Origin of the sequence: Gimesia aquarii (genome assembly GCF_007748175.1) — a bacterium.
GTDB classification, from domain to species: Bacteria; Planctomycetota; Planctomycetia; order Planctomycetales; family Planctomycetaceae; genus Gimesia; species Gimesia aquarii_A.
Genome location: NZ_CP037422.1, coordinates 7,144,221 through 7,157,276 on the forward strand (window position 1 = coordinate 7,144,221; position 13,056 = coordinate 7,157,276).

The 13,056-nt window shown below is 45.3% G+C and carries 12 protein-coding genes; 5 read left to right on the forward strand and 7 right to left on the reverse strand.

Annotation, left to right across the window (positions count from 1 at the left end):
* The first annotated feature begins 49 nt into the window (after positions 1–49).
* Together V202x_RS26945 and V202x_RS26950 are read left to right on the forward strand one after the other, a co-directional pair.
* Entirely contained in the window at positions 50–1,399 is a 1,350-nt protein-coding gene (locus V202x_RS26945; protein WP_145180146.1) for a dipeptidase, read from the forward strand.
* Between the two features lie 41 nt (positions 1,400–1,440).
* A complete protein-coding gene (locus V202x_RS26950; RefSeq protein WP_145180148.1) occupies positions 1,441–2,208 on the forward strand; it encodes an NAD-dependent epimerase/dehydratase family protein in 768 nt (255 codons plus the stop codon).
* Between the two features lie 59 nt (positions 2,209–2,267).
* On the opposite strand, the gene V202x_RS26955 is transcribed toward V202x_RS26950, so the two are convergent.
* The 6 genes from V202x_RS26955 to V202x_RS26980 all read right to left on the reverse strand — a co-directional run bounded on the left by V202x_RS26955 (position 2,268) and on the right by V202x_RS26980 (position 9,207).
* Positions 2,268–3,197, reverse strand: a complete 930-nt coding sequence (locus V202x_RS26955; protein WP_145180150.1) for a leucine-rich repeat domain-containing protein — start codon at positions 3,195–3,197, stop codon at positions 2,268–2,270.
* A 242-nt stretch (positions 3,198–3,439) separates the two neighbouring features.
* Positions 3,440–5,803 (reverse strand): alpha/beta hydrolase family protein, encoded by a 2,364-nt coding sequence (locus tag V202x_RS26960; RefSeq protein ID WP_145180152.1) that lies wholly within the window; start codon positions 5,801–5,803, stop codon positions 3,440–3,442.
* A gap of 67 nt (positions 5,804–5,870) precedes the next feature.
* The gene (locus tag V202x_RS26965) at positions 5,871–6,605 is read right to left on the reverse strand and encodes a hypothetical protein (RefSeq protein ID WP_145180154.1); all 735 of its coding nucleotides are present in this window, start codon (positions 6,603–6,605) and stop codon (positions 5,871–5,873) included.
* A 135-nt stretch (positions 6,606–6,740) separates the two neighbouring features.
* Positions 6,741–8,054 (reverse strand): hypothetical protein, encoded by a 1,314-nt coding sequence (locus tag V202x_RS26970; RefSeq protein ID WP_145180155.1) that lies wholly within the window; start codon positions 8,052–8,054, stop codon positions 6,741–6,743.
* On the reverse strand, positions 8,029–8,556 hold the full coding sequence (locus V202x_RS26975) for an anti-sigma factor family protein (RefSeq protein ID WP_145180157.1): 528 nt from the start codon (positions 8,554–8,556) through the stop codon (positions 8,029–8,031). Before V202x_RS26975 ends, V202x_RS26970 begins: the two co-directional genes overlap by 26 nt.
* A gap of 33 nt (positions 8,557–8,589) precedes the next feature.
* Positions 8,590–9,207 carry an RNA polymerase sigma factor gene (locus V202x_RS26980; RefSeq protein ID WP_232098736.1) on the reverse strand — a complete coding sequence of 206 codons (618 nt, stop codon included), beginning with the start codon at positions 9,205–9,207 and terminating at the stop codon, positions 8,590–8,592.
* Positions 9,208–9,533: 326 nt separating this feature from the next.
* Between V202x_RS26980 and eboE the strand changes: the two genes are divergently transcribed.
* Complete coding sequence (eboE, locus tag V202x_RS26985; RefSeq protein ID WP_145180159.1) at positions 9,534–10,700, forward strand: metabolite traffic protein EboE; 1,167 nt, start codon at positions 9,534–9,536, stop codon at positions 10,698–10,700.
* Positions 10,701–10,723: 23 nt separating this feature from the next.
* Positions 10,724–11,815, forward strand: coding sequence for an XdhC family protein (locus V202x_RS26990; RefSeq protein ID WP_145180161.1), 1,092 nt, complete (start codon positions 10,724–10,726; stop codon positions 11,813–11,815).
* 38 nt (positions 11,816–11,853) lie between these two features.
* On the opposite strand, the gene V202x_RS26995 is transcribed toward V202x_RS26990, so the two are convergent.
* A complete protein-coding gene (locus V202x_RS26995; protein WP_197993124.1) occupies positions 11,854–12,213 on the reverse strand; it encodes a co-chaperone GroES in 360 nt (119 codons plus the stop codon).
* 379 nt (positions 12,214–12,592) lie between these two features.
* Here V202x_RS26995 and V202x_RS27000 point away from each other — a divergent pair, with 379 nt between their 5' ends.
* Positions 12,593–13,018 carry a bacterioferritin gene (locus V202x_RS27000; protein ID WP_144990478.1) on the forward strand — a complete coding sequence of 142 codons (426 nt, stop codon included), beginning with the start codon at positions 12,593–12,595 and terminating at the stop codon, positions 13,016–13,018.
* Positions 13,019–13,056: the final 38 nt, after the last annotated feature.

The following is a 13,056-nucleotide window of genomic DNA, read 5'->3' on the forward strand; positions in this document are numbered from 1 at the left end:
CGTATCTGATAACCTACCACACCAACCTTCCTCACCAATGGAATTCAACATGAAAAACCCCGTTAACCGCCGTTCGTTCCTGGGTACTTCACTAGGTATCGCCGCCACAAGTCTGGGCGCAGCGAAAACATCTATTCTAACCGCGGCAGAAAAAGAAGTAACTGCGACAAAGACACCAGTGAAACCCAAGCCCATTCAAAATGAAACCATTCTCCATGCACGAAAAGTCGCATTGGAGATATTGAAACCGACACCAAAGCAATTGGAACATGGGCTAAAACTCCATGCGGATTCACTAGTGTTCGATGCTTACGGATTTGCACCGCGGGCCGCCGTTGATGGCGACCGGTTAGCAGCGGCGATTAAAGAACATGCTTCATCAGCTGAACTCAAGGATTTAAGAGAAGATATGTCAATGACGCGCTGCGTCACCGACCCAGCAGAGCAACGGGAATTCAAAGAGGCATTCGACGCGGCCGGAGTAACCTGTGTCTTCCAAAATGCTGGCGAGGAAGGGCAGGACCCCTTGCGACTCATCAAACGACTAGCTCGGTTCACTTATACAACAGACATGCTCTCCGATTTTGTTTCCAAGGCAGTCACCCCAGATGACATTTTGCAGGCAAAACAAGACGGACGTCATTGTTTATATCTGACAGGCAATGGTGTTCCTTTAACTCAGCAATGGGTAACAACCACCGATGAAATGAAATATATGCGAATCTTTTATCAGTTGGGAATTCGCATGATGCACATGACTTACAATCGCCGTAATATGCTCGGCGATGGCTGTGCAGAACCCGCTAACGCCGGTTTGAGTGACTTTGGTCGGGAAGTGGTCGCTGAGATGAACCGGTTGGGAATTATTCCGGATGTCGCACACTCCGGCTGGCAAACGAGCCTGGAAACTGCTCAGGTCTCAAAGCGGCCCGTTGTCGCCAGTCACACCACCTGTAATACACTGCACCACCATATTCGCAGCAAACCGGATCATGTCATTAAAGCCATCACTGATACGGGAGGATTAATTGGAATCTGTTGTATTCCCCGTTATCTGGGTGGGAAGGGAGATATCAGTGCGTTACTGGATCAGATCGATTATGTTGTGAAAAAATTTGGTATCGACCATGTGGCAATCGGGACTGATGTTTCATACACATCGCGCAACAGTGCTTTGGAAAACAAAAAAGTACCCCGCACACCACGCTCTCGAAAACCATGGCGCAGTTTGTGGCCTGCGGATCCGTTTGTAGAAACCCCTGAAATGCGGACCAGCATCGCCTGGACGAACTGGCCTCTGTTTACTGTAGGTCTCGTGCAGCGGGGCTACTCCGATACCGACGTACAAAAAATCATTGGAGGCAATATCCTGAGAGTTTGCCAGCAGTCATTTTCCTGAAACCAATCCTGAACCCTCTTTCTCTAAATGAGTACCCTGAAATGAGAGTGTTAATCACAGGCGCCGCCGGTTATGTTGGCAGATACTTCGCGCGCCACTGGCAGACCAATGACGAACTGATTCTGGGAGACATTCATCCAGCTCGAAATGATTCCCGATTTATTCCACTCGATATTACTGACTCCAAACAAACGCGTGCTGCGTTGCAGGGCATTGATGCCGTTGTCCACTTGGCAAAACAGGCAGATGAAGGCCCAATGGAAGGTGATGAACTCAATGGAAAACGGTTTGATGTCAATGTAAAAGGAACGTTCAATTTATTGGAAGCCGCACGTGACGCCAATGTGAAACGATTCGTCTTTACGAGCAGCATTATGACCGTTCAAGGCTATCAGGCTCCACAGCAGGTTGAATCTGACGCCGAACCGCGGCCTGTAGGATCGTATGCACTCACAAAACAACTTTGTGAAGTCATGTGTGCCCATTATGCGCGTGAATATGGAATGTCTATTGTCTGCCTGCGAATTCCCAAACCGATTGACCTCGAACACCCTCTCTGGAAAACACACCCACTCCGACCACAGTGGGTTCCATTCCCCGACCTGATGCAGGCGTACCAGAAATCACTGAGAGCACCAATTGATGGTTGCGAAGTTATCACGATCGTGGGAGAGAGTTCGAAACGTCGCTGGGATCTAAAAAAAGCGCAAGAAATACTGGGGTATCAACCCACTATGCTTCCCGAAGAATTGGGATTTCAATTAGGCAGCGAGGATGAACCCATTCCTGACGAATCAGCTTATTCCTAAATAGATTCGCACCGTAGACAAAAACGAATTTCGTCGTATTGAGGAAAATCAGATATCGATTATCTCTCGATACGGCAATACGGAAGCCCTTTTTCGAGTTTGGCAACACCCTCTTCCGTGATTTCAGTCCCATCAATGTAAAGTGTACTGAGATTTTTCATCTTTTTGAGAGAAGGGATGCACTTATCGGTCACACCGGTATTTCGCAGGTTCATATCCACGATGTTCTCAAGAGCCTTAAGCTCCGTGATTCCTGCATTGCTAACCTCGGTATCATTCAGTTCCAGCCATTCCATATCTTTCATTTTTACCAGATACTTCATACCGGCGTCTGTCACTTCCGTATTCCGCAACCATAGTCGCTGCAAGCGAGTCAGTCCCTTAATGTGTTTTAACCCATCATCAGAAATATGTGTATCACGCAATAAAAGGACTCGTAGTTTTTTCAGACCCTTAATGTGGGCCAGCGCTTCATCAGTAATCTGTGTTTCGGATAATCCGAGTGTTTCCAGACTCTTCAAACCGGAAATGTGAGCGAGCCCCTCATCAGTTATTTCCAGGCCTGTCAGAAAAAGCTCTTTTAGATTTTCTAAACCTTTCAAGTGCTTTAACCCAACATCAGTGATCTTGGTACGTGAAAGATTGAGAACTTCCAGGTTGGTCAATTTTTTGAACTCTGCCAAGCCTACATCAGAAATCGGGATCCCGTGTAGTGTAATTTCGCGCAAGCTCTTCAAGGGTTTGATATGAACCATCCCCTCATCAGTCACTTTTGAGCCTGAAAGATCTAACTTTCTCAATTTTGTCAGGCGACCGAGATAGACTAACCCGGCATCCACTAACTTCGAACCTGAAAATGACACTTGCGAGATATTACCGTTGTAGTCCATTTTCAAATTAGCACTAATCTCCTTTAGCGCTTTGATATCCGTTTCCAACGTCGATTCCTGGGGAACTTCTTCCTCTGAATCCGTGGCAGCTTTACTCATTTCAATAACCTAATTAGGAATAGCATGGTCTGACATGATGAAGGCCCATCCATCACCAAGCTGAACTCAAGGTTCGTTTTCCACATAAACTGAAATGCGAAGCCTCTACGTCTATCCATGTGTATAGAGCCCCGCATTTACTTATAATAATCCGCAATTGTAATATACAGATTAATTACGCAATTCGCATGTGAACGAACGCTTTTTATTCTGGAATTTCTAACCGGCAGAAACAGGGGATATCACTTATTTTTTGGTGGAGACCAATTCAAGTTTCGAAGAATAAAGGCAAATGTGTCTTTCCCATTAATGGTATGTGGTCCATCGAAATATTCAATTTCAGTCCTGTCCCCAATCCCCATTTGCACGTAAAACCGTCGTACTTTTGCGTATTCTGCAGCGACCCATTCGTCGGGGGCTACACCATCATTATGGCCCCGTTCAACCATGAAAGGACGTGGTGCCATTAAATAAGATAACTCTGCATAATTGGCAACATGCCCCATATTCCATTCGAAAATTTCATACTCACCGTGAAACACATAACTATAACGATGGGCACTGTCCGCATTTTTTCGCACCCATTCGTTGAAGTCACCTGAGCAAATCGAAAAGACATATTTTTTCACAAAAGGAGGGACCCGCACTGCCGTCTTACCTCCGTAGGAAAGGCCGTAGAAACCAATACGATTTCCATCTACAAAAGAAAGTGAATCGAGCCAATCCAAGGTACGCTCATGCTGTGGGATGATGTAGCTGTAAAGTGACCGCTTCATCGGGTTCGATTTACGCTGCAAAGTACGAAAGCGGTCTCGGCCACGGTACGGATTCTGCGGTGCATAGACGATTAAACCCAGCTTCACCAACTGCTCACTAAATGCTTTGTAAGCACGAAACCCTTTAGATTTTGGATCAATCGTATCCATGGGTGTGCCTTCTAAACCATGCTGGCAGACAATCACCGGACGTTTTTCTCCCGGTTTCATGTCGGAAGGGATCAATAAAATTCCACCGGCTACAATGTCCGGCATTACATCCAGCATGACTTCGTATCCCTGATATTGTTCGTGATCAATCACCTTACGTGACCGGACATTCAAGGGAACTGATTTCTCAGGTTCGGGAAGTCGGCCAATCAATTCGTTATAAACTTTCGTTCGCAGACCATCAGATACTTTTTCCCAAAGTTCAACCGATTTATAGTTGCCAGGCTGCCATTCTTCATCACGATAGCGAGACGACTTATTCAGCAACTCCTGGGTAAACTCATTCATTTCATCAAACTGCTGCTCTTGTCTTGAACTGGGATCAACCACGACTCCATTGGCAACCAATTGTAATTCGACAGCCGGTAGACGTTTTTTATTCATTCTGACTCTTAAGCCAGATAGGAACTGTTGACGCGCTTTGTCTGAACCCGCAGGATTGGTCCCATCACCATTTAACACAAGTGAAAGATTCTCCTTGAGACCTAATTGATCAAATACCGGGGCTACGCGTTGGTATTCAGCACGTACGGATTCAGGAGCCGCGATCTTGATCACGCCGGGTGCAGCCGAAGCTCTTCTGCCCGATTTCGCTCGAGGGGGGCCATCGACTGTAGGCACAGAGCATGCTTCGATCACACAGGCACGCGGAGCAATCATTGAAGCGATTTCTGCATCGCCAAATTCGGTTAACTGACTCCAGACATTACGATAAATGGGCTCCTGCCAAACATCTTCCCTCCTTTGAAAGTAGCCCGCAACCCAAGTGGAATTGATTCGATGGTCAGAGGCTCCACTAAATAGAGCCAACAGTCCTCCTTCGCCGACACCTACTACTCCGATCGGTAAAATTCGCTGATCTTTTTTGTTCAATCGTTCAAACTGGTCTACGGCAGCCATGACTTTCTGCACTTCATAGCCAATGATATGACGCCCCATTTCAAACGCCATACGATAGATGTATTCACGATGTGGCTGATTCGTAAAAAAAACTTTCGGATGTCCCGAAAATCCGGACTCCCGACTAATGAGAGTCGGAATCAACACCTGCACTCCTGAGGCAGCAAGTTTCAAAGGAATCTGAGCGGACTCGGGAACACCCGGCTTCAAACCGATAAACATCTCCGGAGTCCAATCTGCATCGGGTAAAGCGACCACGCGCGCCTTGATCTGTCCCGTTGGTTGTAATAATAGTCCTGCAGCTGTCATGCCCTCTAATACCTGCCACTCTACAACGTGGACTTTAAATTGAGGACATTCTGCAATGACAGACTGGTTCTCTGTGGTCGTCAATAACTCAAAACCGGGGCCGGCAACACGAGGATCAACGACACCAATAATTGTTTTGAATCGCTTTCGATTCTCCTTGATACTTTCAATATAAGCAGCATGGCTGCCAAAATCATAGTTCCATTTTTGTGGACGTAGTTCCGGAGACATGGCCAATGCTTTTAGAGCATAACGATCAATACCCGCGACCATATGTACGTCGAGAGGCATAGTTAGTTTCAAGTTAGTTGTTCCCGGTAAGACTTCGGGAAACTCCAGAGTCTGAGCCGAAACTAAGGAAGGAAAACTAATAAACAAACTTACGAGGCATAAGGAGGACAGGAATCGCATCGTTTATTCCTATGTTGATGAAAAGAAGTTGGCAGGACTTAGCAAGAACTCTGGTAAGAATCCGTTACTACTTTACTTTCTTACCGAACAGGAGAATCTCATCAAAGTTACCTGTATCGTCAAATGAGCCAATCCCGACTCGACCCGATAAAAAAGTTTTGTCGTTGGCTGTCATAACCGGCTCTTTCATATTATCAAAATAGATTTTGATCGAGCCAGATTCCGTATTGCGCACAACACGTGCGTGGTGCCACTCATCATCCCAGTTGGTACCAGGTGTTGTTTTTGTGGAAATTTTGGTACGCGGTTTATTATTAACGATAAAAATCTGGTTGGCATGATCATCCATCTTCTTACCGAAATGCACATAATAAAAATGTGCGTCATCCTGGTATCCAAAAAACAGGCACAGTGACCGGTGTCCATAATCGGGAATCGTAGATTGCAATTTGACATCGAAAATAAAATCGCTGACTGATATGTTTTTCAATAAGGCGCGATTATAAGGCGAGCGAACCGGTGGCTCATAATTACTTTTTTTCTTAATGAGACTAAAGGCGTGATTGTCTCCCTGATGGATGATTTTCCAGGCTTTGTCATCCGTCGGTTCCCAATGTTTTGAGTTTCCAGCCTCAAAATTCTCATGAAACAGCAAGGGCAGGCCCTGCATACTTTGGGGAATCTCGCTTTTATCAAGCGTTTTCAAAGGCGCTGGTTCTTTGGCCTCAACAATACTGAAGTCTGTTGAAGTAAACAACATAAGCCCTGTCATCAGGCATGCTGAGATAAGTGAACGCAACATGGGATTGCTCCTGTTTCAATGGAAAATCCCAGCCGTGAAACTTCTTTACATCAAAAGATGCGTAGAAATATTTGGCTGAAATGTGAGATTCTGATCTTGGTACAGAATCTATGAGACAGCATTTCGGCCTGATTATCAAGCATCAGGCCTGTCTCGCCTCTGAACTCCTGGTCTTCGTTCTGGTTTCCGACCACGGAAAGTGCGATCTCCACCCCCTTTGGGACCTTTATTTCGGCCGTCTTTTGTATCCGGCACGTGGCCTTTCACTCCATGCCGTATTCGGCTTTCAAACATGAACGGCTTTAAGTCGATACCTCGAAATAATTGAGCACGCAGGTTTTTGAATTCCACAAGCTGACGGTTTAATTTTTTTCTGATTTCTTCCGAAAAATGTTTCTGCAGGAACATATACTTTAGTTTTTCCTGCATTTCGTCTGGCGGGTACTTCATCAAACTATCTTTACTCTTGGCATCTAGATTCTCAAAGAACTTATGTAATTCTTCATCAGCAGGATTATGTTGCGTCAGCTCCTGCTTCACCAAACTAAATAATTGGTCTGTCAGCCCTCTAATTAAAAAGAGCGAAACCTGAGTTTTACGCAGATCATTTCGATTTCCGCGGAGTTGAAGTTTGAATCCATGTTGTAACTTAGGATCACGGATAGAATAATGATGGGCTTCAAATAACTGATGAATTTGGTTTAAGACTTCCGGGTGGGACCACTCAACACCGCCTGAATCCCCCTTTTGATGTTTTAATCGCAGCGTCCTTTCTAAGACAGCTACAGAATATGCAAAATCGGTTGACTGTTTTTTCACCTTAGGCTTTTTCTCAGCTCCAGTTAAATTTTGATCGATAATACCGATCACTTCCTCAAACAACTCGGGTGGCGGTGGCTGAACCCACATCAACCCCATACGGCGGGGGTCTCGCGAATCGAGATTCAAGAATTTGGACATTGCAATGTAACTACGGAGGTCACTTCGGCGTTTGGGGTCGATCTGTTGAGAACGAAATTTACGGATCAGTTTCAGTCGTTCTTTCGGGTCAGTTTCGTTTCGCAAGTCTTCCTGTTCCCAAGGCGTTAATGTTTTGACCCAATCGCAATAAGAGCGCATGACACGATTTAGTTCTGGCTGGCTGCGTGTTGCACTATGAAGCTCTCGAAATCTCTGCTTTTCTTTCGCAGAGAGTTTTTGGAATTTTTCATAATTGCGTTTTAATTGTGCACGCTCTGCTGGCGTCATCGCTTCTATTTTCTTGCGATTTTCTGTTTCCTGGTCTTCATTCTGACCACTGGCTCCCAACAGAACCATTACACAGATAACGGTCCCAATTCCAAAACCAACAGCGCGCAACGACCGAGACCACAAAGCCGGTTGCCGGCTTGCAGATTGAGAGGGTTCTTTGGACCGCCTCCGATTATTTTTGCTGCTGCGCGGTTTCATCAAATGTTCCCGATTGCTGCAAATCTTTCAGAAATTCCAGGCTTTGCACTTCAGAGTAGGTATCAAGGTTTTCAATAAATGACAATTCCTTGAGTAGAGGCTCTGACTCGTCAGGCAGCCACTGGTTTGTAAAAACGTATCCGAGGAATATGGAACATGCCAGACCGATCATCCAGCCACCCGCGACCACCACTTTCCAAATCTGCTGTTGCGATTGCTTACTCAATCCCAGACCAGATCGATCCTGTGATTCATTCGCTTGTGCTTCCAACTGAACAGTTTTGATCGTCGAGAGAGTTTTGTTCGTAAATTCATCAGATGCTTTGGTAATCGGTAGTTTGTCTAACAATTCCCAGGTGCGCTCCAGACCATCCACATGAGCGCGTGTCTTTTCATCAGTTGAGAGAGATTGCTCGACCTCGATCGCTTCCTGATCACTCACCTCTCCATCGAGATAAGCAACCAGCTTTTCGAGTTCTTGTTCTTTGCTCTCTTTTTTCATTGTGAGACTCTACAACGATTTTTGTTTTTTTATTTAACTACAAATATGCTTTTCGAGTTGAACGCGTAAATTTTCTCGGGCACGAGATAACAGTGATTTCACAGCCGCTTCTGATAGCTTCATGGCTGCTCCAATATCAGCGTAACTCATTCCTTCAAACTTGTGTAATAACACTGCCATTTGCTGGCGTTCATTCAATGTTCCCAATGCCTCACGTACAATGGCTTGTGTTTCCTTCAAACCGATCTGTCGAGTCGGCATTAATCCTGACTTTTCCACTAGTAACTGCTCTTCCGGTCTGATCCCAAGTGGACCGGAGTCTTGTGGATTCAGATTGACCTCTTTGCGTCGTCCTTTATTTCTACGTGAATTACTAGCCAGATTATTGGCAATCCGAAATAACCATGTTGAAAATTTCGCCTTGGCTTGATAATTCGCTCGTGAGCGATAAATACGTAAAAATACTTCTTGAGCCAAATCTTCTGCCGCTTCCTGATTTCCCAGTAAATGACAAAAAATCCCTACGATTCGATCCTGGTAATTAGCAACTAATTCAGTGAACGCACCTTCATCGCCTTCCTTAGCGCGTAACATCAATTGCACGTCAGGATCTCGCAAATAAGGCGAATTGAAGATTTGAGTCGTAACCACGATTGACTGCAGACTCCCGTGTTTCAGGGTGAATTTTCCACAATGACTAAACACTCAGCATACCAGAAAGTTTCTGCCAGAGTTTGTGAGAAACTCACTTTTTGTCTGTTTTCATACAAGATGCTAACCGTTATCGTCGCTAAACTTACAAGTTAACACAAGTTGTATTTGACAGAAAAATCATCCCAAAACCACAATCTCACCAGCGTATTCTGTTGGGAGGTAGTCCGCTGGTTAGACTTAGTTATGATAGTATTAGATGAGAAGTCTCTGCTTCACATTTTTTTCTATTGACTGCCAACCTGAATCGCCTCTGAGGAAGTTCCATGACGCTAAGTTCTCTGCCATTGAGTTATTGCACCAACGTGCATCCAGGATTAACTGTTGCGGAGATTTTGCAAAAGCTCGATGAATTTACGGTTCCCATTCAAGAACAGTATGCAGCGCCACTTGCTGCCGGACTCTGGCTGGCTGAACCGGTGATTCAGGAGATTCTGGTAACTGATACAGGGCACATCCATTTTGCCGAAGAGGTTCGGAAAAGAAATCTAATCTGTTACACACTGAATGCATTTCCCTATGGAAATTTTCACAATGATCGCGTTAAAGAAAATGTTTATTTACCCGACTGGTCTCAGCCAGAGCGACTCGAATATACGAAAGGCTGTGCCCGAGTACTCTCCGCATTACTACCCGATGGTGCAGAAGGTAGTATCTCCACAGTCCCTTTAGGATTCAAACAGTTTGAGCATGCCGCTGATTTTGGTGACACATGCATCGAACAATTAATCGAACTGGCAATCTATCTGAAACAGCTGAAAGAAGAAACAGGTAAAACGATTCGGCTGGCAATTGAACCAGAGCCATTTTGTGTTATTGAATTTACACACGAGTTGATTGTCTTCTTCGAACGGCTTTATCAACGGGCTGCGGCAAAACAATTGCTGGGAATAGTAAAAGAATTTCTGGGAGCCTGTTACGACATTTGTCATCAGGCTGTTGAGTTTGAAGATATACCCGGTTCGATTCGGCAAATCACACACGCTGAGATCCGGATCAATAAAATTCATATTTCGAATGCCATCGAACTTGTGAATCCGTGGGAAAATGAGGCTGGTCGCACTCAGCTTGCAGAATACGCTGAACCCCGTTATCTACATCAGACAATCGGAAACTTAGCATCAGGCGATCTTTATCGGATCGTGGATCTCACGAAGAAGTTTTTACTGGCACCAGATCCACGTATTAAGGAAACGGAAAAGCTCCGGGTTCATTTTCATGTCCCCATTGACGCCCAAACACTCGGGCCATTAGGAACCACCTACCAGGAATTGAAGCACGCTTTAGCAACTGTGAAAGAGCTCGACTACGCACCACATCTGGAAGTTGAAACGTACACCTGGGAAGTCTTACCTGGTGATCAGAAGCTGGGTCTGGTCGACGGATTGACGCGCGAACTTCAAGCTGCCCGTAGTCTATTAGATACACTTTAAATAATCGATCAAAGTAAACGACCATGCGTGATTTGTTAGTCGAACTGGAAAAAGCAGTCCAGCAAAAGAAACCCGTTTGTTATACCTGTCTGGTTGAAACCCGCGGATCCACTCCACAAAAACCGGGAGCCGCTATGCTCATCTTTCGAGATGGCTCTCAAATCGGAACTCTCGGGGGCGGTTGCGTGGAAGCGGAAGTGAAACGCCGCGCATTAAGATTGATCGATGCTGCTACACCTGAAATTATGACATTTCAACTCGACAGTGATTATGGCTGGGATGACGGACTGATTTGTGGAGGGCGGATGAAAGTTCTCGTCGATCCGATCAATACTGAAGAAGATTTATGTTACTTCCAATCCATGGCTCAACTGTTGGCAAGTGATCAGGGTTGCACCGAAGCAATTGTGATTAGCCCTGAATCAGCAGAAGGCGGAAGTGAAACAGATCGCTTTCTGATAGATGCGAACTCAAAAATTATTGCCCAACGTGGTCAGCAAGAACCGCCGGCTCAATTACTAATGAGTTTGAAGCCGATTCAGAATCGACCTCGACCCTATCTTAAAGCGGGTATTGCATATCTTACCTTCCATCAGACATGTGAGCTTGTGATCGTGGGCTGTGGTCATATTGGTCAGAAAGTGGCAGAATTGGCCAGCGATGTCGGATTCGAAATTATTGCCGCCGATGATCGTCAGGAATATTGTAATGTCGAACGATTCCCCACTGCAAAACAGTTAATTGTTGGCAACTTTGATACGGCTCTTTCAGATCTTTCCATCACCAGGGATACGTTTATCATCATCGTCACCCGTGGTCATAATCATGACGAAGAAGCCTTGGGACATTTAGCAGAGTCACCAGCGCGTTACATCGGTATGATCGGCAGCAAGCGAAAAGTAAAACTGATCTTTGAAGACTTGCTACGAACCGGCACACCCCGTGAGGCACTTGCGAAAGTTCATGCTCCACTTGGTTTTGACATTGGCTCCCAGACTGTTCCGGAAATTGCGCTGAGTATTGTCGCGGAACTGGTCGCCTATCGAAATCTGGATACCATTCCAACAGGCTATCAACGCTCAAGTCTGGTCGAAGAAATTAAGGCTGTAAAATGAAATGAATAGCCTGTGAACAGGACGCTTTCGACCACCATTTAGTCGTCCCATTCTTCTGGATCATCTGCGTCCATTTCTTCAGCTGACCGGATTTCATCGATTTTCGATTCGCCACGCCGGAATACAGCAACGACATCTTCGATAGGCACAACGAATAAAACATTGTCCGGTTCGAAATCCACGGGAATCGCATCACTCGGGTTGAAAAGCACTTTATCGTACTTCTTAATTGGAAAGTCATCATCCCGCTCGATCTGCACGCTGATTTCAACAACACGACCGGTAATATTCGGAATTTCTGCCTTATCGGGAAGTACAATACCCCCGCGCGTAGTATGTCGACTCTCATCTTTACGAATGAGAATCCTCATTCCCAGAGGTTCAACCCAGTTTGACACTTAAATCTCCCAATTCTCTACCAAAAATACAACACAACGCAATTTAACAAAATAGCCAAAATTAGGGGCTATTGACAATCATAGTCCATGACCATCAAGAAAAGAACCCCGAATTTGAATCTCAAAAGTTGAATCAGATGACTTATTTCTCCGAATAATGGCAATTTCAATTACTCTTAATCCTGACAGGTTCAACAATTCAGGCGTTCCCCTCATTACCGAAATTCTTTTAATTAGCACAGAACACCAAGGTATTTTCATTTCGCCTTCATTCGCATATAGTTGCAAAGTGTGAGTGCTATTCTATAAAAGTAATACCCAACCCATTGGTGAGAGGATCACTAGATGATCCAGCCAATTCATTCTTCAGGAGCGAAACATGGACAAGCAAGCGATGATCACTCATCTGAATCAGGATTTAGCAAACGAGCTTTCAGCGATCATTCAATATACTACATATGCTGCGAAAGCAACGGGACCTTATCGACCACAATTGACACAGTTTTTCCTGGCAGAAGTACCCGACGAACAATTACACGCCCAATATCTGGCTAACAAAATCGTAGCATTAGGTGGGGAACCAACGACCGTTCCCACAAAAGTTGCCGAAGCACACACCAATCGAGAAATGCTGGAAGCCGTGTTAGCGGCAGAACAAGCGGCAACCGTAGGTTATACCCAACGTGCTAAAGAAGCAGAGGAGTTCGGTGATAAAGGCATGGCCGTTCAATTGGAAGATATGGTTCGAGATGAAAGTGGCCACGCAGAAGAGGTAGAACGAATTCTCCGCGACTGGCCTTTGTAAGAAATCGGATTTACTGAAGTAAAGAGAGCTAGCCTGCA